At 38.6% G+C, this 20,333-nt stretch carries 20 protein-coding genes; 2 read left to right on the top strand and 18 right to left on the bottom strand.

What is annotated here, in order from left to right; genetic code table 11:
- Positions 1-22: 22 nt before the first annotated feature.
- The 15 genes from VTHSUH11_RS09330 to VTHSUH11_RS09260 all read right to left on the bottom strand — a co-directional run bounded on the left by VTHSUH11_RS09330 (position 23) and on the right by VTHSUH11_RS09260 (position 15,717).
- Positions 23-223 carry a hypothetical protein gene (locus tag VTHSUH11_RS09330; RefSeq protein WP_146104615.1) on the bottom strand — a complete coding sequence of 67 codons (201 nt, stop codon included), beginning with the start codon at positions 221-223 and terminating at the stop codon, positions 23-25.
- Between the two features lie 434 nt (positions 224-657).
- Positions 658-1,887: a coiled-coil domain-containing protein gene (locus VTHSUH11_RS09325; RefSeq protein ID WP_105093479.1), complete on the bottom strand. Its 1,230-nt coding sequence runs from the start codon at positions 1,885-1,887 to the stop codon at positions 658-660.
- A gap of 9 nt (positions 1,888-1,896) precedes the next feature.
- On the bottom strand, positions 1,897-3,366 hold the full coding sequence (locus VTHSUH11_RS09320; RefSeq protein ID WP_105093478.1) for a hypothetical protein: 1,470 nt from the start codon (positions 3,364-3,366) through the stop codon (positions 1,897-1,899).
- A gap of 506 nt (positions 3,367-3,872) precedes the next feature.
- Positions 3,873-5,225 carry a phosphoglucosamine mutase gene (gene glmM, locus VTHSUH11_RS09315; protein WP_105093477.1) on the bottom strand — a complete coding sequence of 451 codons (1,353 nt, stop codon included), beginning with the start codon at positions 5,223-5,225 and terminating at the stop codon, positions 3,873-3,875.
- Positions 5,226-5,358: 133 nt separating this feature from the next.
- Entirely contained in the window at positions 5,359-6,960 is a 1,602-nt protein-coding gene (locus tag VTHSUH11_RS09310; protein WP_105093476.1) for an NAD(P)/FAD-dependent oxidoreductase, read from the bottom strand.
- Between the two features lie 2 nt (positions 6,961-6,962).
- Entirely contained in the window at positions 6,963-7,880 is a 918-nt protein-coding gene (locus VTHSUH11_RS09305) for a CdaR family protein (RefSeq protein WP_059361504.1), read from the bottom strand.
- Complete coding sequence (gene cdaA, locus VTHSUH11_RS09300; protein ID WP_059361503.1) at positions 7,877-8,689, bottom strand: diadenylate cyclase CdaA; 813 nt, start codon at positions 8,687-8,689, stop codon at positions 7,877-7,879. Before cdaA ends, VTHSUH11_RS09305 begins: the two co-directional genes overlap by 4 nt.
- Positions 8,690-8,847: 158 nt before the next feature.
- Positions 8,848-9,162 carry an XdhC family protein gene (locus VTHSUH11_RS09295; protein ID WP_059361502.1) on the bottom strand — a complete coding sequence of 105 codons (315 nt, stop codon included), beginning with the start codon at positions 9,160-9,162 and terminating at the stop codon, positions 8,848-8,850.
- Positions 9,152-9,883, bottom strand: coding sequence for an XdhC family protein (locus VTHSUH11_RS09290; RefSeq protein ID WP_059361500.1), 732 nt, complete (start codon positions 9,881-9,883; stop codon positions 9,152-9,154). Before VTHSUH11_RS09290 ends, VTHSUH11_RS09295 begins: the two co-directional genes overlap by 11 nt.
- Positions 9,867-10,679 (bottom strand): selenium-dependent molybdenum cofactor biosynthesis protein YqeB, encoded by an 813-nt coding sequence (gene yqeB, locus VTHSUH11_RS09285; protein ID WP_105093475.1) that lies wholly within the window; start codon positions 10,677-10,679, stop codon positions 9,867-9,869. Before yqeB ends, VTHSUH11_RS09290 begins: the two co-directional genes overlap by 17 nt.
- Entirely contained in the window at positions 10,676-11,392 is a 717-nt protein-coding gene (locus VTHSUH11_RS09280) for a nucleotidyltransferase family protein (protein ID WP_105093509.1), read from the bottom strand. Before VTHSUH11_RS09280 ends, yqeB begins: the two co-directional genes overlap by 4 nt.
- Positions 11,393-11,400: 8 nt before the next feature.
- The gene (yqeC, locus tag VTHSUH11_RS09275; RefSeq protein WP_105093474.1) at positions 11,401-12,159 is read right to left on the bottom strand and encodes a selenium cofactor biosynthesis protein YqeC; all 759 of its coding nucleotides are present in this window, start codon (positions 12,157-12,159) and stop codon (positions 11,401-11,403) included.
- Between the two features lie 32 nt (positions 12,160-12,191).
- Positions 12,192-14,483: a xanthine dehydrogenase family protein molybdopterin-binding subunit gene (locus VTHSUH11_RS09270; RefSeq protein ID WP_105093473.1), complete on the bottom strand. Its 2,292-nt coding sequence runs from the start codon at positions 14,481-14,483 to the stop codon at positions 12,192-12,194.
- A complete protein-coding gene (locus VTHSUH11_RS09265; protein ID WP_105093472.1) occupies positions 14,483-14,935 on the bottom strand; it encodes a (2Fe-2S)-binding protein in 453 nt (150 codons plus the stop codon). Before VTHSUH11_RS09265 ends, VTHSUH11_RS09270 begins: the two co-directional genes overlap by 1 nt.
- Positions 14,935-15,717, bottom strand: coding sequence for an FAD binding domain-containing protein (locus VTHSUH11_RS09260; RefSeq protein WP_105093471.1), 783 nt, complete (start codon positions 15,715-15,717; stop codon positions 14,935-14,937). The genes VTHSUH11_RS09265 and VTHSUH11_RS09260 overlap by 1 nt, the downstream gene beginning before the upstream one ends.
- Before the next feature lie 132 nt (positions 15,718-15,849).
- Between VTHSUH11_RS09260 and VTHSUH11_RS09255 the strand changes: the two genes are divergently transcribed.
- Entirely contained in the window at positions 15,850-16,743 is an 894-nt protein-coding gene (locus tag VTHSUH11_RS09255; RefSeq protein ID WP_105093470.1) for an epoxyqueuosine reductase, read from the top strand.
- A gap of 14 nt (positions 16,744-16,757) precedes the next feature.
- Here the strand turns inward: VTHSUH11_RS09255 and yfbR are convergent, their stop codons facing one another.
- From yfbR to VTHSUH11_RS09240, 3 genes are all read right to left on the bottom strand, one after another.
- Positions 16,758-17,345: a 5'-deoxynucleotidase gene (gene yfbR / locus VTHSUH11_RS09250; protein ID WP_105093469.1), complete on the bottom strand. Its 588-nt coding sequence runs from the start codon at positions 17,343-17,345 to the stop codon at positions 16,758-16,760.
- Positions 17,346-17,423: 78 nt separating this feature from the next.
- Positions 17,424-18,263, bottom strand: coding sequence for a D-alanyl-D-alanine carboxypeptidase family protein (locus tag VTHSUH11_RS09245; RefSeq protein WP_244900015.1), 840 nt, complete (start codon positions 18,261-18,263; stop codon positions 17,424-17,426).
- Positions 18,264-18,323: 60 nt separating this feature from the next.
- Entirely contained in the window at positions 18,324-19,235 is a 912-nt protein-coding gene (locus VTHSUH11_RS09240; protein WP_105093467.1) for a mechanosensitive ion channel family protein, read from the bottom strand.
- 172 nt (positions 19,236-19,407) lie between these two features.
- Here VTHSUH11_RS09240 and VTHSUH11_RS09235 point away from each other — a divergent pair, with 172 nt between their 5' ends.
- The gene (locus VTHSUH11_RS09235) at positions 19,408-20,187 is read left to right on the top strand and encodes an adenosylcobinamide amidohydrolase (protein WP_059361474.1); all 780 of its coding nucleotides are present in this window, start codon (positions 19,408-19,410) and stop codon (positions 20,185-20,187) included.
- Positions 20,188-20,333 lie beyond the last annotated feature (146 nt).

The following is a 20,333-nucleotide window of genomic DNA, read 5'->3' as shown; positions in this document are numbered from 1 at the left end:
GTTTCAATACTTTTTCTAGGGTTTATCTATATGTATTTGGACCAGAAAAAATACTATTAACGGTATTACTACCAAAATCTCGATATTCTTTTTCAATTCTATGCCAATATTTAGAATAGTTTTTTCCATATTCCTTATAATCTTCTGATACAGATAATGTTTCTGTAATTCCACCCTTTTCAATTAACGTATCAACAAACAATTCTAATTGTTCCTCAGGCATTCGGGCCATAAATTCAATATTTCGATCTATAAGAGCTCCTTTTACTTTAACAATCGGTTCTCTCTTAACAATTCATGAATAATTCATGAATTCCTCATGAATAAATTATAAGTTACATTAATATCTTAGTCAATGTCCACCTATTTAAATGAGTTAATTCTTCCACATATCTAAACTATAGAGTTAATTTCAACTACGCTAAATTATATAGAGAACATACTACTTCATATTGAAATTATAGACTAATTATGATAAAACTCAGCAAAGACTCCACATGGGCACTTACCGGCGACAGCTATGTAAAATCCTTAACTAACGAAGACACTACAGGCAGTAATATTCATTCGAATGGATATAAACTCACGGTGAGTAATAAATAATATAAACAACAGAAAAGGCAAGATCAATTGACGTTGCCTTTTTGCATAATTATTTTACTTATAAAAAACTATAATATTTACTAGGATATTTAATATTAAAAGTACAGCTAAAATATAAAAACTACTCTTCGATGCTTTAGAAGTAATATTATTATTAACACTTAAACTCTGTGTTGAAAATAATTCTTGATGTCTATTCAATTCGTCTTTTAACTCAAGAATCATAGATTTATTACGCTCATGACTTTCTTTATTCGTATTATTCTTTTCAATTAATGATGATAGTAGCTCCTGACACTTATTTAAGTTATTTTCTAACTCAAGAATCATAGACCTATTTTTCTCATTACTAGCTTTATTAGCATTGTCCGCTTCAACCAACAATGTAAATTGTGCTTGATACTTATCTAGGTCACCTTTCAAACCTAGAATCATAGCTCTATTATTCTCAATACTAGCCTTATTTGCATTATTCTGATCATCTATTTTAGAATCTAACTCAGCTAATATATTTTTAAAATTAGTTTCATTTAAATCGACCTGACAGAGTATTTTCTCTGTCCGTTCAATATTATCTTCTAATAGCGCCCTATAATCTAAAAGTTGCTTAATTAACCCCTCAGTCTTTTGATCTAGTATATCTTTATCAGCATCTATTACAGTCAAACTATCATTTATATCATTTTGACTTTTCTTTAAGGTCTTAACCTCTTCTTTTAATCTAGCCAACTTTTTTTGTAAGTCTTCTTGTTCTTTTAATTGGGTTACAACACGCACTAACTCATTTCTGGCTAATTCAGAAATTTCCTTTTCAGAGGCCCCTTTTAGCCTTAATTCTATTTCTCTTACTAAACTTCTATTATAAGCAATATTAGTGGCACCCAATCGAAATAACCCATATGAAATATTCGTTAATCTTTTTTGATATTCAAATGTTTTTTTATGGGCATCACTAGATTCTTCTAAAGCCTTAGCCGTAGAAATAACTGCATTTTGTAATTTTTCTATTGCTCTGTCTGTATCTATACTATCCCAAAAAATGCCATAATCAATTATTCCGTTCTTTACATCATCCGCTTCCTTTATAGCTGCATCCGCAGCTTCTTCTGCTTCAAGAATATGTTTTTCTAAATCATTTAATGCATCTATCCTTGTAGTAATTAAATCTGATAGATTTTCTTCTGTATATTCTGAAGTATCAATATTTACTAGTTGATCCATTCCAGGTTCAGCATCATAAACTTTTGCTTTAATATCAATTGTTTCCTTTTTATTCTTTTTCATTAATAACACCTAATCTAAAATCTCTAATAGTTGATTCTTTAATCCTGGATTACGGTTTTCTATCAATTGTGAATACTCCGAAATATTATTCAGGGAGCCAGCTATTAACTCTAACTGATTTTTATAATAACATTCAATTTCAACCGCTTTATTTTCCAACTCACTAATTGCTTTCTCAACAGACCTTGCCTCTATAAACATATCAGCTTGTTTATAAAGTACAATTGCATTCAAATTATAGATATACTCCATCTGTGTTGCCAAGAAACTAGTTTTTGTCGATTTTAATTTTAGTCCCATTTTAATATCTGAATAACAAGCTATTGCAAAACGTCCTATACCTACAAAATTAACTCGTAATACAAAACTTCCCCAAAATGCAGGATTTATTGCTCCACCGGTCTTAATCGCACTTCTAACTCCTGCATCAAACAAATCAACTGCGATAAATGTTCCTGTTGCAATAGTTAACATTCTATTAATTGTCCTATTGTTATAGGGAAATATTTTTTTCCAATTCAACTCACGTATAGAGTCATGTTGTTTTAACTCACTGTATAGTCGACGTATAAAATATGAAGCTCTAACTATTACCTCATTAATTATTACTGGTAGTGCTTGTCTCCCAATTTCATGCAAAACCGCCAATTCCCCCCTTAAATCAAATCTATCTTCTCTATATATTTTATGTAAGAATTCAGACAAATTCGTATTTCTTATAATTGGCAATCCCGATATTTCCTTTAACATAGAAACTAATGGTCCAGGAATTCCCATCCCAGCCCCGGCATTCTTACTACTACCAGACATATCACTAATAAGATGGAAAAACCAATTAATTGTCCCAGCATAAAATTTATGAACAATATCGTGACCTATAAGTTCACCATTAGAAATTGTAATAGGAATAAACTCACCCTTAGAGTTACTAAAATAAGCCTCTTTTGTAAATTGTGTAAGGATAGAAAAAAATAAACCTATTATCGTAGGATGATGCGCAAAATCATCTAAATGATGGCTCTTAGCAGAAACTCCAATATCGCTTCCCTTCCAAACATTATCACTAGGAATCTCAAAAGTTTCTTCTAACCTATCTATAGCTCCTTTTAGTCTATTACCTTTATATCCTTGAGACTTTGCTACCTTCATTACAACTTCATTGACTTTTTGGTTACTCCATGCTTTACCTCTTTCGAAGGAAAACTCTCCTACCCATAGACTATCAATTAAAGCCGCTATAACACCACTACTGACCGCAATAATATAATCAATAGTATCAGCATTATTGGTCAATCTTTCAATCTCAGCTTTATATTTATCAAGTTCATGCAACAATGTATCCTGTTGTATTTCTAATTTATTTAAGGCGGATATTATTCTACCTCTACGTTCTATGTCTTCAGGTAAAATATCAAATAAATCTGTTCTAGTAAATTCTATTTTTAAATCATCATCCTGAATGAATATGGATCTATCCATGTACTGCGCCTCCTTATAGATGTGTGATAGACATGAGTAATAGACTCTATTATCAATATGAATCACGCTTCCTTATTCTTTCACCTATTTCTCATGAGAACTGGATGAATCAATTATAATTCTCTCTTTTGGCCTCGTCAATTAAACTATAATAAGAATTATATTATATTTCTTAAAACAACTATGAACACTCCATATAGACAGAACATTTTATGCTACTCTTAATAAAATATTTAATCAATGAAATCAATAATAATTATTACATTTCAACACCCTAAAAAGAATATTCACAAAATAATTTAATATCACCTATAAACCCAATTACAGCACATTATCATCAGCGTACTAGTGACGAATCCATTCGGCAGTCATCTAAAGTACATATAAAGAAAATGCCCGCCAATATATGTTCCTGTAGCGACTTTACGTAGGACGGAGCAAAGGGACATATATTGGTGGGCATACGCCTATATAAATTTGTAGAATGGATTCAAACGAAGGAGATGTTAATTCGCAAGTCCTTGTTCTCTGCCGATAATATCAGCAATTTCTTGGCACAAGGATTGTAATTCTTCTAAGTTAGGGCCTTCTGCCATAACACGGATGAGAGGTTCTGTACCAGAGGCACGTACCAACACTCGACCTTCTGCACCAAGCTCACCTTCAGCTGTTACGATAGCAGCTTTGATGATATCATTTTCTTCCCAACCAGTCTTTGTAGCAACACGAACGTTTATAAGAACTTGTGGGTATTTTGTCATAATGCCAGCCAATTCAGAAAGTGGTTGGTCTTTTTCTTTTACAAGAGCTGCCACTTGAACAGCTGTCAACATGCCGTCACCAGTAGTATTGTGATCAAGGAAAATTACGTGACCAGATTGTTCACCACCAACGGAAAGATCATGTTCACGCATGTATTCCAGTACATAACGGTCACCAACAGCAGTAGCAAAAGTTTTCATACCTAAATCCTTAGCTGCTTTATGGAAACCAATATTGCTCATAACGGTACCAACTACAGTGTCATCTTTGAGTTTGCCCTCTTCTTTCAATTTAAGAGCACATAACAACATGATTTGATCACCATCGAGGACTTGACCTTTTTCGTCTACTAACAAGCAACGGTCTGCATCACCATCATTGGCAATGCCTAAATCAGCATGGTGTTGTTGAACAGCTACTTGCAAGCCTTCGATATGGGTAGAACCGCAATGATGATTGATGTTCAAACCATCTGGATTGACATTGATATTGATAACCTTTGCACCAAGACCAGACAAAATTTCAGGACCTACGCTAGAAGCGGCACCATTTGCGCCATCATAGACAATCGTTAAACCTTCAAGGGATGTATCGATTGTATGACGAACAAAGTGAGCATAGTGATGTGCAAGATTTGCATTATACTCTACACGACCAATGCCAGCACCTGTAGGACGAGGTAATTCGTTATCTGCACTTTGACGTACATATACTTCTAATTGATCTTCTACTTCATCTGGTAATTTAAAACCACTACCATCAAAGAATTTAATACCATTATCTGGGAATGGGTTATGAGATGCAGAAATAACAGCGCCCGCATCAAAACCTTGTTGCTTTACAAGATATGCTACTGCAGGTGTCGGTACAACGCCAGCCATTACTACATTGCCCCCTACAGAACAAATACCAGAAGCCAAGGCACATTCTAACATGGATCCAGAAATACGTGTATCTCTACCAATTAAAAATGTAGGATGTTCTTTTTCTTTACCAAAATGTGTTGCCGCTGCACGCCCCAAATGGTATGCCAATTCAGGTGTTAAAAATTCATTAACAACGCCACGTACACCATCAGTACCAAATAATCGAGCCATATTTTCCTCCGTCTATAAACGAATGTGTTTACTCTTTCTATATTGTGTGTATTATATCACACGAATCTGTATTATTTATAAAATCACAGTGAACCTTTCACAAGAGCATGTTATGCACTGATTTGTGAAAGTACTAGTTACTAGGTTTTGCATATATGCTCATACATGCAATCGCCGTTTCCGCACCATCTAAGGCAGCACTCATGATACCACCTGCATAACCGGCACCTTCCCCCATTGGGTAAAAGCCACCAATAGTATTAGATACGCGATTATCATCACGCTCCATACGAAGAGGTGAAGATGTACGCGTTTCAACACCAGTCATACATATTTCAGGAGCATCAAAACCATGAATGCGTCGCCCCCAATACGGTAGTGCACGCTCTAATACCGATGATACATAATCAGGTAAGCATTGATGCAAATCACATTCTACAATATGAGGTTCATAACTATGCCTACCAGCATCAATAGAAGGTGCGTGCTCTTGCCCTAAAAAGGAGCCTACTGTTTGCGCCGGTGCGTTAAAATTAGAGCCACCTAACTCATACGCTTTCCGTTCCCATTCACGTTGAAATTCTACACCATCTAATGGATGTGAACCGAAATCATCAGGACCTACATTAACAACGATAGCACTATTAGCAACACCGCTATCACGAGCATACAAGCTCATGCCATTAGTTACAACGCCACCCGATTCAGATGCAGATGCTACTACCTGTCCACCTGGACACATGCAGAAGCTATATGCAGTACGACCAGATTCCTTATCATGATATACCAAGGAATATTCTGCGGCGCCCAAACCTAAACTCTTTGGATCTACACCATACTGGGAATGGTCGATGACATCTTGAGGATGTTCAATACGAACACCAATGGCAAATGGTTTTGCCACCATATCAACGCCTCGTTTATATAGCATTTCATAGGTATCTCGTGCACTATGACCTACGCCAGACAAAATCAGGGTCGTATCAATGCGCTCGGCTTGATTTACTTCAACGCCTACAACCTGACCGTTTTCAATAAATACATCTGTCACCTTAGCACCAAAGCGAACTTCACCACCCCATTCGATAATGCGTTCACGCATGGCTTTCACCATATTACGCAATTTATCTGTTCCCACATGAGGTTTATGTTTGTATAAGATTTCTTCTGGTGCACCGAACTCCACAAAATACTTGGAGATTTCATATAATCGTGGATGCGTTACACGAGTGGTCAGCTTACCATCGGAAAAAGTACCCGCTCCCCCTTCACCAAATTGAACATTTGATTCAGGTTTAAAAGAACCTGTTTTCCAGAATGTTTCTACATCCTTTGCACGCGTATCTACATCTTGACCGCGTTCTAACACGATAGGACGATAACCTTCTCGTGCCAGGTAAAAGGCTGCCATCATACCTGCTGGGCCAAAGCCCATAACAATAGGTCTGTGTGCTAAAGGCCTTTCACCGATGATAACAAGCTCGGGATCCTCCGGAGTAAACAAGGTTACATCCTTTTGTTTGCCTAATTTTTTAAGGATTTGTTCTTCATTATTTGCCTCTACAAAGAGGGTATATACAAATACGATATTCGGTTTCTTACGCGCATCTACAGCACGTCTCACCACATGAATTTTCTGTATATGCCCTTTCATTTGAGGATATTTCTTTTCTACAATTTCTTCAATCGTAGCCTTCACAGTAACGGCTACACGAAGATTTATTATTCTAATCATATCTATGCTTTTCTTTGTATATCTACAGTTACACGCACCGTAGTCACCTTACTGGTAATTCCATCTGGGATTATGAGATTATAGGTAGCCTCAACAGGCGCTGTGGCACCACTAATATCAATAACCTCTGTCTTAAGCTCAGAAATCATATCGACCATTTCTTCACGACCTGTAATGGTTACTTGTACAGGTTTAATCGTAATACCTTTAACCTCATAACCCTCTGCTACTTGACCAACAGTAATCGCCGAAACTGGTACGGCTTTATCTTTTCTAAGTAAATTTAATTCGTACTGTGCTTGACCTTGTGCAGGATTAATATTCACATTGAGTACGTTTCCTGCATTGTCCCAAGCTTCTAAATCAGCAACGGAACTAAAGTTTTTGGTTTGTCCCGAAACATTGACCTTCATTACTACACGGGTTGCCGCCATCACTTGTTGCTTACGACCAGATACAGTAACCTCCTTCGGAATTACTGTAACAGACTTTAATGCTACATTATCTGAAATTTGTCCTAATGGTACGATTTCTACAGGTAATTTCTTTTCTGCATATTCATCGACCGTAAGAGTTATAGTATCCGGTTTAACCTCCATTAAACTCATCCCAGATGGTGAATTAAAATGAATGGTTACATTATTTTGCCCTGGCGATACACCAGATGCATCAATATAAGCTTTAAGATTTTCAGACTTCAAATTAATAATCGTATCGCGCGGTCCACTCAGAACAACACGTACACTTTGAGGTGCATCCTCTACAATATAATTCGCTGCTAAATTTTGTACCTGCACAGGTACCACATAAGAAACCTCCATCACAGGATTTTGATCACGCATAATAAAAAACCACATGACGATGGCCACTAATAATGAAAGTATTTTCGCAGGCCAGTTGCGTTTTAAATGAATCATCATTTCTTGCCACCCCATTTCCACATGCTCGTAATATTTTGACGAGGTCGTTCCATAAATGTGCGAAGAGCCTCTTTAATTTGGTCTTCTGGCAAGTGACGATAAATGTGACCACCATACGTGTAAGAAATAACACCGGTTTCTTCGCTGACAACAACAACTACTGCATCAGTTTGTTCAGATAAGCCAATCGCTGCACGGTGACGAGTACCTAGTTCAGTACTCAATGTACGGTCTTCCGTAAGTGGCAATAAACAGCCAGCAGCTTGAATCCGACCATTACGAATAATCATAGCTCCATCGTGGAGTGGTGTACTTGGAACGAATATATTTTTAATTAATTCACGACTCAATACAGCATCAACGATAATCCCTGTATCGATAAAATCATTCAGGCCCACCTCACGTTCAAATACGATGAGGGCACCCGTATGTTCACGGGACATAACACGAGCGGCAGCCATTACTTCATCAATAGCCATATCCATCTCTTCTTCGTTAACATTTTGAGCTTTACTAAAAATTCGACCTCGACCAAGTTGTTCCAATGCACGGCGCAATTCCGGTTGGAATACGACCGGCAAAGCAAAAAGAATAACCGTCATCCCTTGTTGTAAAATCCAATTGATAACATATAAATTGAGTACATGGCTAAGCACATTCAAAATAGCCAAAAACAATAAACCCTTTAACAAAGCTACAGCACGTGTATCTTTTAAAAGTTTATACATATAGTAAATACCGATAGCAACCGTTAAAATGTCGATAACATCTAGGATTCTAAAGGTATGTATGAGAGCTTCAAACTGCATATTCGTTACTCCTTACACAAAATAATAAGGTACAACTAATACTTTTAGCTGTACCTTATATTTTAACGTATTTTATGGTCACTGTAAATTTAAAACGACAGATATACCTCTATCATAGGATTCACCATTTAGTGCTTACTATACATAGTATATCCATTTTACACATTTTGTGTTCTAATCCACACATCCATACAACCACCACAGACCATACCTTCTTTTACGGCCACGTCATCATCTAACTTTACTTCTATACGTCGATAATTTTCTCTTTTCTCTATGGAGTCGATAGCACTCAAACGAATCTCATTTTCTGCGCGACCACCACCAATAGTGCCAAATATGGATCCATCGGGAAATACCACCATCGAAGTCCCTGCTTTTCGTGGCGTAGATCCTGCAGTATGAAGAATTGTGGCCACCGCTAATGTTTCATTTGTTCGTTGACTTAAATACTCTACAAACTCACGATTCATGTTCTACCACTCTCTTTCTACGCAAAAATTGTCCTTTTTTACCTCGCGTAACAGCCAAATATTCACTAACAATAGACAATGCAATTTCTTCTGGTGTTTGAGCACCTAAATCTAATCCAATAGGCGCATAAATCATATCGATTTCCTCTTGCGTCCATCCATGAGCTTTCAAATTTTCCAGTGCATAATGAACGCGTTTTTGACTGCCCATAACCCCCATATAGGTTGGCAATTGTTCCCGTAATTGTTTTAGACAGGCATTATCAAACTCATGTGCTCTTGTAACTACGATAAATCCATTATATTCATCAAGAGATAAAAACTCTCCAAAATTATCTAAAGGTAAACATTTGCGCGTCACTCGATCATCAAAGAATTCGGGCACTACATATTCCGGTCTATCATCTACAACGGTAACTCGACAACCGATAAACAATAACAAATCAGTGATTGCACGGCTTACATGTCCAGCCCCTAAAACGAGTACAGACGGATCCTTTTCGACGGGCTCTACAAAACACTCTGTAGTGCCAAATACACATAATGCATTGGGTTTTATGGCATTTGGTGTAAAACCTTCTATAGCATCACCATATAATACGTGGCCCGCTTCGTTATAAATCGCTCTATCCCCTTGACGCGGTCCCGATACAATGGTTACCAAGAATGTTGGTTCCGTTACTTGTAATCGGTCTTTCATAATATCATAAATGCATTCCATCTTGATTCCTTTCATAGTCCCAAGCGGTAACAGCCTCTAAAACACCACCACCAACTGCTAGAGATTTGTCAGAAATACTATAACAATGAGACTCCTCGCAGCGTGCGTCTATATCTGCCAATTTAAAATGATCTGATACGATAAGACCACTATGCAAAATGCCCCGTAACAAGCCTGTAATCTTGGCTCTTATCGGTGTATCATCAACGAAGCCAATCACTTCGTTAGCCTGCACCTCATCCCCAATATGACGCTTGGCAGTAAACAAACCTGACTTCGGTGAATGTACAACGCGCTCATGAGTATATCCACCTACATTACCAGGAACGCCGGTATTAGACTCTGCCTCACCATCGTAAATACAGCGACCTAAATTATGTCCTCGCATAGTTTCGATTACTACATTCACATCACGCCCTGCACTAAATCCAGGACCTACACCAATAACAAAAGGCGCATCTAACCTTGTTGTTCCTAAATTTTTTTTGGATAGAATGGCATCTACTACGATATCTGGATGCAATCGGTCAAGTAAGTCCTCATAAGAGGAGGTCACAACAGGAATAACACCTTGGGCTAATGTATCTTGAACTTCACTGATGGACACATGACGTGCTACCAGCCTTTCAAGAACCATTTCACCTATATGAACAGCATTACCATAACTAACCTCTCTACGAATCATAGTTGGTATGGCAATTTCATTAACAACTACAGGATAGCCTGCACGTCTTAATCTATAAATAGCGCCGGATGCGATATCCCCACCTCCGCGCACTAATATTAATGGTTTCATACACCCTCACTTTCACGATTTAACAAATCGTTATAATCCTCTGGCGTATCTACATCATCCCCCCAATCAGAGGCTATATATACATGTTTTATAAAATCTTGTCCCTCGCCACAAATAATGGTTCGACCACCCTGGTCTCCCTCTATAGTCTGTAATGCATCAAACCAATGATTCCCAAACATAACAGGGTTTCCAGCATGTTGTGTAAATCCATATTTTGGCACTACAATTATTCGATTATCTGCATCATGTCTCTGCTGAAAGTACTGTATAAGCGTTTCAATAACCTTAGGGCATAATAAAGGTTGGTCCGATACAGAACAAATGATACCATCAAAATAATTTCTACCGTATGTACTTAATAGATACTGTATCCCTAAAGCGATAGATGCACCCTGACCTAACTCAGGATTCTCATTATGAACAACACTAAAGCCATAATTCTTTACAATCTCGTCTATATTTCTATTATCATTTGTAACTGCTACAAATGGATAATTCACTAAACTACTACCGTTCGCAGATTGTACCCAGCCTGTTTGTAAAGCATGACAAACCGCATCAAGAACAGTTTTTCCTCTCCACGGCAGTAATTGTTTATTAGTCCCCATTCTACGCGATTGCCCAGCCGCTAATAGAACAATCCCAATGCGGGGAAACTCTCGTAAAAGGGCGCCCCCTACGGGAGCGCTTTCACAGGCCTTATATTCCATTTTGCTACCTATCGGCATTGAATAATGCGGCGAATTTCACAACTAGCCTTATATCCATCGGCCAATACGATAGCTGTAATATCACTATCTAATACATGGCTAATAAAATCATCAATAATTCTATGTTGTACCGTATCATATCCTGTACAGAACAACACCTTTTTACCCTTGCTATATTGGAACAGGCCTTGCTTATGAAGCACGATTTGAGCGAGCATGCTCGGTGTTACAATAGCGCCTTCTTCACGATTAACGATAGACTGAACGAGTTCCAAGTTGTGTACATGATCCTCGTCTAAAGAGGCCCCCAACATTTGAAGGTTTATAACACCTATTGTAGTCTTTGTTTGACTAGGAATAACAGGTTCTGTATGTTTTGGCGCTTTAAGCCATTTTTCTTTTGCTCCATCTGCCTCTACAACGATTTGCCAGTTTGGATGCAAGGCACTAAGATTATCGATGCCTTCACACTCTACAGAATCTACCTTAGTTCTTGTAATGCCACTAAACCAAGCACCACAATAGCCTTGTTGAATGCGTTTAGTGCAATATTCATCAACTTCGTTGATATCCTTTGTATAAATAGGTTCGTACTGAGCCACTTGTGATTCGTACAATTGTGTCGTAGTGGTCACCACGATAGGTCGCCCTTGCAACCTGCCATACTCTACTAGCTTAGATAAAACTGTTGTTTTGCCGCCTGCACCAACCAATGCGACAATTCCGGGTTGAATAAGGCGATTCCAATACTGCGTTTGTGATGTCATAGCGTGAGGCCCCCTTTAGGAATGTAAAATGGTTATACTTTATATTTCGCGTCCATTGCCATAAATACCTTCTCAGGCGTCATAGGTAATGTACGAAGGTCAGCACCAACTGCATTTTTTACAGCATGTTGTATAGCTGGACAACCTGTATTAATAACAACTTCACCTATAGATTTAACACCATACGCACCACTTTCCTCGTATGATTCGACAAAGGCGGTATGCAACTCACCAATATCTTGGCGTGTAGGAATTTTATAGGTCATGAAATTAGCCGTTTCCAAGCGACCTGTACTTGTATATCTAACATCTTCATATAAAGCCATACCAATAGCTTGTACTACGCCCCCCTCAACTTGAACGCGAGCGAGTTTAGGATTGACAACGGTACCACAGTCCACACAAGTATACATATGAAGAGGTATGATTTGACCTGTTTGTTTATCCACCTTAACCTCTGCAATAGAAGCCATGAATGGTGGTGGCGAAATATGACTGCCCCAAGTAGCAAAACCATTCAATTGTTCAGATGTAGTCCCTACCAATAGCTTAGGGGCTAATTCCTGAACAGACATCTGTTTTGTGCCATCTTTAGTCATGCCCATTAAACCATCGAAATCAATTTCTTCAGGGCTTACATCCATGAATTGAGCCAATTTATTAATGATTTTTGCGCGCAATTCTTCGGCCGCCATCTTAGCAGCTGTACCGGTTACATAGGTTGTACTCGATGCATAGGATCCAGGATCAAATGGCACAATATCCGTATCGGATTCAACAACAGTCATAGACTCCATAGGACAGCCAAGCACTTCACAGGCCATTTGGGTAAGAACTGTATTGGCCCCCATCCCCATATCGGATGAACCCGTATATAATGTGTAGTTACCGTCATCACCAAGGCGAATTTCTACAGATGCCACATCTATATTAGCAACGCCAGAACCTTGTAAGGCAAGCGCCATACCGAGACCACCGCGATATCGTTCATCAATATCCCAGCTATGAGGTCGTTCGTCCCAACGCGCCATTTCTTTAACCTTATTTACTGTTTCTTGGAATAAACCAGACTCCATAATTTCATCTGGATCATATACCAAACTGCGTTCACCAGCAGCAATCAAATTCTTTTGACGAAGTTCTGCCGGATCTATACCCATTTCATCCGCCAAGCGATTGACTGCACATTCTAATGTCCACAATGCCTCTGTAGCACCATATCCACGGAAAGCACCACCTGGAGTATGATTTGTATAGACCCCTTCTGTACCATAATGAACAGCTTTACCCTTATTGTACAAAGGTACCGATTTATGTTCCCCTGCCGTAGTTGTTGTAAAGCAATGTGTAGCATGTGCTCCTGCAGCGGTAATGGAATCCATATCAATAACTTGGATAATACCATCCTTGGTAGCACCTAAGCGAATATACCATTCACGAGCATGACGCGTAGTAGAACAGGTTTGCGCTTCTGTTCTATCATAGAGGAGATAGCAAGGCTTTTGTAATTTCCAGGTTGCAAAGGCGGTCATCAATTCTGTACAAGCCGTTTGTTTAGACCCAAAGCCACCGCCAATACGAGGTTTAATAACGCGAATTTTTGAGGCCGGAATACCCAGTGCACGCGCAATATGTCGACGTACATGGAACACGATTTGCGTAGAGCTAACGATAACAATACGGCCCAAATGATCGATATATCCAAAGCTTTGGAATGGTTCCATTGCAGATTGACGCGTAGCTTGGTCGAAATATGTACCTTCTACGACGTAATCGCATTTAGCAAGTTCCCCTTCAATATCGCCAACGCACTTATGGTAGGATACACAAATATTGCGTTTATAGTCTTGTCCTACCGGAATGTGATTGAGAATATCGTCTTCTGGATGGACTACTGTTTCATGGTCCATAGCCGTGCGTAAATCAAGTACTGGTTTTTGCACCTCGTATTCAACCTTAATGAGAGGCATCGCCTTCAATGCAGTAGCTTCATCTTTAGCCACAACGAGGGCCACTTCATCACCTACATAGCGAACTACAGAATCGAGAATCAACGCATCATAGGCAGAAGGCTCTGGATAGGTTTGCCCTGCCAAGGTAAAACGCGTATTCGGTACATCTTCATATGTAAAAATGGCTTCTACGCCAGGGATTAATTTAGCTTTTGACGTATCGATGGATTTGATGCGCGCCTGTGCATGAGGGCTACGCAACACCTTGATAATAAGGGCATCTTTAGGTACAAAATCGCCCGTATAAGAAGGTTTACCGCTTAGAATCCCCTTGGCATCGACTTTGTCATAAGACTTACCAACGTGTTTCATCATAAACCTCCTTGTAGATATTTGCGAACGCCTCGAAGTTGTGACTCATAGCCTGTACAACGGCAGAGATTACCAATTAAATATTCTCTGATTTCATCATCACTAGCATTGGGATTTCTTCGTTTCAATGCAATAGCACTCATCATCATGCCCGTAGTGCAAAAACCACATTGATCAGCCCCTTCAGAGGCAAGGCAATCTGTTAATAAAGATGCATCCTCTTGAAGACCCTCAAGGGTTGTAATTGTATGCCCTGGTGCACGGAATGTAGGATATGCACAGGATAAGGTAATTTCATCATCCACCCACACCGTACATAAACCACAGTTCGTTGTATCGCAACCACAACGGACACTGTAATAACCTAAATTACGAAGTGTGGTCATCAACATTTCGTCAGCTGGCACATTAACAGTGACATTTTTATTATTGATATTCAAGAGAACTTCCATTATTGTGCCACCTCCTTAACTAACCGACGAACCATAGATTTAGCCATCTCCACGCGATATTCCTTGGATGCATGAGAATTTTTTTGGAACACCAATTCCTCTGATGCGATTTGGGCCGCTTCATCCAATGCTGCTAATCCTTTTTCTGAAAGCAAAGCACTTGCTTTCACCGCCAGTTGTGGTGCCCCAGGACGAGTCCCAATATAGATTTTATACCCCGTGTCATCATGACGAATAGAACCAGTTAAATACGGGAAATCTCCGCGAGAAATACGCAATGCTTCAATAGCAACCGGTACCTCATGATTTGGTATACGGATTTCTACTAAAATATCCTTTTCTCGATAATTCATATACTCTTGCATAGACATACGACCACCCTTATAAGTTACGATGTCTGCATGAACCGCAAGCAAAGCAGGGATTATATCTGAAAAACCAAACTTACTAGCTACAGATCCCCCCATAGTCGCCATATTTCTAAACTGTACGCCTAGAATTTCCTTGATGCCTCGCACAACCGCACCACCGCAAAATGTTTGTAATGGTTCAAAGCGTTCCACATCGCCCTGAGTAGCCATAGCACCGATGACAAATTCATTATCTTCTTCACGAACATATCTTAAATTTAATCCTGCCATGTCGATTACAGCAGGCCAAGTGCGACGACCTAAGCGCAACCAGCACCCCCCCGCAAGCATAGGCGCTGTTTTATTTTTTATGGCTAATTCATAGGCCTCTTCCACCGTCTTCGGTTGTAATACTTTCAAAAAGGCTAACATATTCTATCCTCACAATGGTATACTAAAAACAATAATTATCTTAATACATCAACTATATATGGTCCTATTTCAAGACCTATTAATTCATATACTTATATACTTTAATTGTAACAACTATTACATCGTAAATCTATGACAAACAATATAAAATTACAAGAAGTTTGCAAACAATTACATATACCCGTAGTGGGTACCACCTCTTGGCCACTCCCGAACGAGGCACGGCAAATTCTGTGTGAATCCAATCCATGCCCATTTACGGCTGCAGACTTAGATGAGCGACTAATGGGAACGCCTGATTTTATGCCTCGCAGTGCTATCGTATGTTTATTTCCATACCATGTACCTTACAGCGGTGCCACAAATCTTGCACGCTATACGTGGGCTACCGATTATCATCTCGTGGTGACAGACTATTTACAACGCCTCGTGGACGAACTGTCCTCTACAAATCCTAGTGAATTATTTTCCATTCATTGCGATACAAGCCCCTTAGCCGACCGATACATGGCATATCTAGCTGGACTGGGGTTTTATGGGAAAAATAAGTGTTTTATCAACCCAATCTGGGGCTCCTACATTGTCATCGGCACCGTACTTACCACCCTTGAATTTGAGCCAAACACGCCTATGACAGAAACCTGTCTAGGCTGTAACCGCTGCATCTTAGCATGTCTTGGAAAATGTTTAGACCACAACGAGTTTAAATATGACACCTGTAAAAGCTATTTAACACAAAAAAAAGGTGACCTCACCGATGATGAGCAATCGATTGTCGGGAAATCACCTTTAATATTTGGTTGCGATATGTGCCAAGAGGTATGTCCACATAATAAAGATCTACCTACAACACCAATTGTTGAGTTCCAATCCATTGAGCCTTATGTAGACATCGAGGAATTGGAATCGATAAGTAATAGAGAGTTCAAAGCCAAATATGGTCATCGTGCCTTTTCGTGGAGAGGAAAAAAGATATTAATACGAAACAATAAATATATTGACTCAAAAACTCTACAGCAAAAATAATCGCTCAACTTATATTATATTTTGTAATAGTTCAATTGATCTAATGATTGACTGAGCGCTGGCACATATTCTTCGATAAACATATCTACCTCTGGCATATTGAGGGATTCTAATTTAGCTAAAATCGTATCGTGGGCCTCCTTGAATTCATCATTGCCCGCATGTAATTCATTGACACATTTCATATACGCAGATAATGTATCAGCTGCTTTCACAATGGGCCATTCAGGCAACGTTTCAGCATCCACAATATACGGCTTGTATACGGCTTGCAATCGTTTTGGTAAGGTACTTAGCATTTTTTCTTGTGCTAAGGTTTCTACCTCACCATATAAAGAACGCAGCTTTGGATCAAAATATTTAATAGGCGTTGGCATATCTCCCGTAAAAATTTCACTGACTTCGTGATACATAGCGATAACAGCCACCTTATTAACATCAAGATTCCCACCAAAATATTCATTTTTTAGAGCCGCCAAATTATGAGCTACCATGGCTACTTCAAGGCTGTGCTCCTGAATATTTTCTGTTTCTGTATTGCGCATCAAACTCCAACGATTGATAAATCGCATCCGTTTTAAAAAAGCAAAAAATGAACTCATACATATCCCCCTTACACTGAAGGTCCCACCACCAGGTAGGACCTTTTATATTATTTGTATAGTCAAATTATAGTTATATTAAATAACACCGCGTAGCTTAAATCCATAATCTAAGAATTGCACCGCCTCTTCCCAACGATTATCATCATTGAGCATAACGATAATCATGGTATGCCCTTTACGCGTTGCCGATGCAATTAAACACTCCCCTGCCGCATTGGTAAAACCTGTTTTCAAACCATTAGCACCAGGGTATTTGTTTCGAATAAAGTGATTTGTTGTGCGAATTGTTTCAGGCTTTCGATTTTGATAAGGCACCTTATAGTAATCATTGGCTACCTTATCGCGGAACATTTGGTACTTCATACCATAGGCAGCAATCAATGCCAAATCACGTGCCGTTGAATGATGCCCCATTTGTGTTAATCCATGAGGATTTAAAAACACACTATTTTTAGCACCCGCCTTTGCGGCTACGCGATTCATATCTTTAGAAAAATTAGCTACAGAACCACTTACATTTTCAGCAATTACCACAGCCGCATCATTACCACTGGCCACCATCATACCTTCTAGAACACCTTCTAAGGTAATTTGGTCCCCCACTTGTATACCTAAATTAGATTCCTCCATGCTCGTCGCATATGGGCTAATCGTAGCCAGTTCATCTAATTGCGTTCCCTTCAATTCTAGAGCGGTTAGCAACGTTACCATCTTAGTTGTACTGGCAGGATGCATCCATTTATCGGGATTCTTGGCGAATAAAATCTCCTTATTATCTGCATCAATGAGTACCACTGCTTCACCAATGGTAGATGGTGGCGTAGGTGCAGCACCATGAGCAACAGTACCTAGAATCATAGCACCTATGAAAGCTAACGCCAATATAAATCGTTGCCACACTAAGTGCCTATGCATTATTAAATCTCTCATATCAATCTCTTTCTACATATTATTAACTTGTAATTTCATGATTTATCAGCTTTCTTGATTCGTGGTAGTTACTTTTTTCTTAGTACCTTTAATTTCACCTGTAGAAGTATCTGCGTTTTGTATATATACAACACGTTGTGGATATGGAATATCTATACCATGCTTATCAAAGGCATCTTTCACATCGGACATAATACTATATCGAACATCAAGAAACTGACTAGTTTTAACTTCTGCAAACGCAGAAATACGCACAGAGTTATCACCAAATTCAGAAATACCAATCTCCATATATTTAGCATTTAGAATACGTTTATCCTTGGCAAAAACGTCCTTTAAAATTCTAATCGCTTCATGATGATCATTGTTATAGCCAATATCAAAAACAAACGGAATCATTCGTTCAGTCATATAGGAATAATTCGTTACTGATTGAGATGTAAGAATCGAATTTGGTATGTACACCCGTTTCTGATCCTTTGTAGTGATAATGGTATTCATAAACTGTATGGATGTAACGCTACCTATAATGTCCCCAACCTCAATATAGTGTCCAGCACGAAATGGTTTGAATATTAAGATCAATAATCCTGATGCTAAGTTCGCTAGATTATTTTGTAATGCTAAGCCAATACCTAAACCAAAAGCACCGAAAGCTGCTACAAAGGATGTTGTAGGAACACCAACTTGATTAAGACAGATTAATAATAAACCTACAAGCAATACATAATTAATAATTTGAGATACAAAGCCCATTGCAGCAGTATCATAGTTGGCCCGTGTCATAACACGAACAGCAACGTTTTTAATCCACCGAATAATATAGCGGCCTACCAAAAATATAATAAGAGCAAGCAAAATATTGCCGGCTTGGCTAAAAAACCATTCCCGTAATTTTAATAGTACATTCGCATCTTTAAATAATAGCTCTGAAGCAGATGCTAAAAACTCGTACATATAAGCCTCCATCTTTCTTAAAGTAATTTACTCAATTCTATGGTAAACATATGATATAATTTCACATATAAATATTACATATTATAAACATCACATATGAAGATAATAAATTGTTACCTTTTATTATAACTTTATATGCTATATCTAACAATGAAAAACTAGGGAGTCCTATATGCCTAACAATCCATATACAGCGCCAGATGAACTGGTAACTGGCGGTCATATTATAAAAGAAACATCTTCTGTGACAGTACTCTTTGACGATATTCACTATTCCTTGAGCAGTGGTCAGCTCAATGGAGGCTTTCACCATACCTTAGGGGTTCGCAACCAACAATTAACCTATCATATCGAAACGGAAAAAGATTTGCCTGGTGGTTCTGTGGCAAATTATTTAGCTCAAGAATTTGAACATATCGATGTGCCCGTTCATTTCAGCACAGCTCTGTTAACATCTGCTACCATTTCCCTTCACGCCTACACCATAGTACAAGAAAGCGATACGATTGTTGAAACCATCATTACTGGTGGATATAATAAAACGGCTCATCGTGCAGGTACTGGTTATTGCTACGAGGAAAGAAATGGAGAATTCCATACACCTGGTACGATTAACATCCTCGTGTTTACTAACAAGGCCTTAACAGATAGTGCTATGGTAAAGGCCATCATGACGATTACTGAAGCTAAAACGGCAGCGCTACAAAATTGGCAAGTGGAAAGTACAGATGAAGTTCAAAAATACAATATAAACGTAGACCATAGTTTAGCTAAAGAAGTGCATACTTCTGCTACCGGTACAGCTACAGATGGCATTGTATTAACCATTGATACAAATGGCGACCTATTAACAGACGCTGGATCCTATTCCCTATTTGGCGACACATTAGCCAAGGCCGTATACATCGGCGTACAACGTGCGTTAACACTAGCTATAGAATTTGATGATTAATTACCTATGTTGATTAATTGCCCAAAATAACGAAAGAACCTTTGCGTGAAAACTTACAACAAAGGTTCTTTTTTATTCAGCCTACATAGTTACATTATTATGCAGAAATGCTCTATTATCTTAATATGCTCAGAAATGTTCTATTA

Source organism: Veillonella tobetsuensis (genome assembly GCF_002959935.1).
In the GTDB taxonomy this organism is placed as follows: Bacteria; Bacillota; Negativicutes; order Veillonellales; family Veillonellaceae; genus Veillonella; species Veillonella tobetsuensis.
The sequence above is the reverse complement of the archived record's forward strand: the minus strand, read 5'-3'. Positions and strand labels throughout refer to the sequence as shown.

What these genes read in the sequence shown, in the direction of transcription:
- VTHSUH11_RS09330 (WP_146104615.1), bottom strand. Translation starts at nt 223, where the DNA reads ATGCCTGAGGAACAATTAGAATTGTTTGTTGATACGTTAATTGAAAAG.
- VTHSUH11_RS09325 (WP_105093479.1), bottom strand. Translation starts at nt 1,887, where the DNA reads ATGAAAAAGAATAAAAAGGAAACAATTGATATTAAAGCAAAAGTTTAT.
- VTHSUH11_RS09320 (WP_105093478.1), bottom strand. Translation starts at nt 3,366, where the DNA reads ATGGATAGATCCATATTCATTCAGGATGATGATTTAAAAATAGAATTT.
- glmM (WP_105093477.1), bottom strand. Translation starts at nt 5,225, where the DNA reads ATGGCTCGATTATTTGGTACTGATGGTGTACGTGGCGTTGTTAATGAA.
- VTHSUH11_RS09310 (WP_105093476.1), bottom strand. Translation starts at nt 6,960, where the DNA reads ATGATTAGAATAATAAATCTTCGTGTAGCCGTTACTGTGAAGGCTACG.
- VTHSUH11_RS09305 (WP_059361504.1), bottom strand. Translation starts at nt 7,880, where the DNA reads ATGATGATTCATTTAAAACGCAACTGGCCTGCGAAAATACTTTCATTA.
- cdaA (WP_059361503.1), bottom strand. Translation starts at nt 8,689, where the DNA reads ATGCAGTTTGAAGCTCTCATACATACCTTTAGAATCCTAGATGTTATC.
- VTHSUH11_RS09295 (WP_059361502.1), bottom strand. Translation starts at nt 9,162, where the DNA reads ATGAATCGTGAGTTTGTAGAGTATTTAAGTCAACGAACAAATGAAACA.
- VTHSUH11_RS09290 (WP_059361500.1), bottom strand. Translation starts at nt 9,883, where the DNA reads ATGGAATGCATTTATGATATTATGAAAGACCGATTACAAGTAACGGAA.
- yqeB (WP_105093475.1), bottom strand. Translation starts at nt 10,679, where the DNA reads ATGAAACCATTAATATTAGTGCGCGGAGGTGGGGATATCGCATCCGGC.
- VTHSUH11_RS09280 (WP_105093509.1), bottom strand. Translation starts at nt 11,392, where the DNA reads ATGGAATATAAGGCCTGTGAAAGCGCTCCCGTAGGGGGCGCCCTTTTA.
- yqeC (WP_105093474.1), bottom strand. Translation starts at nt 12,159, where the DNA reads ATGACATCACAAACGCAGTATTGGAATCGCCTTATTCAACCCGGAATT.
- VTHSUH11_RS09270 (WP_105093473.1), bottom strand. Translation starts at nt 14,483, where the DNA reads ATGAAACACGTTGGTAAGTCTTATGACAAAGTCGATGCCAAGGGGATT.
- VTHSUH11_RS09265 (WP_105093472.1), bottom strand. Translation starts at nt 14,935, where the DNA reads ATGGAAGTTCTCTTGAATATCAATAATAAAAATGTCACTGTTAATGTG.
- VTHSUH11_RS09260 (WP_105093471.1), bottom strand. Translation starts at nt 15,717, where the DNA reads ATGTTAGCCTTTTTGAAAGTATTACAACCGAAGACGGTGGAAGAGGCC.
- VTHSUH11_RS09255 (WP_105093470.1), top strand. Translation starts at nt 15,850, where the DNA reads ATGACAAACAATATAAAATTACAAGAAGTTTGCAAACAATTACATATA.
- yfbR (WP_105093469.1), bottom strand. Translation starts at nt 17,345, where the DNA reads ATGAGTTCATTTTTTGCTTTTTTAAAACGGATGCGATTTATCAATCGT.
- VTHSUH11_RS09245 (WP_244900015.1), bottom strand. Translation starts at nt 18,263, where the DNA reads ATGCATAGGCACTTAGTGTGGCAACGATTTATATTGGCGTTAGCTTTC.
- VTHSUH11_RS09240 (WP_105093467.1), bottom strand. Translation starts at nt 19,235, where the DNA reads ATGTACGAGTTTTTAGCATCTGCTTCAGAGCTATTATTTAAAGATGCG.
- VTHSUH11_RS09235 (WP_059361474.1), top strand. Translation starts at nt 19,408, where the DNA reads ATGCCTAACAATCCATATACAGCGCCAGATGAACTGGTAACTGGCGGT.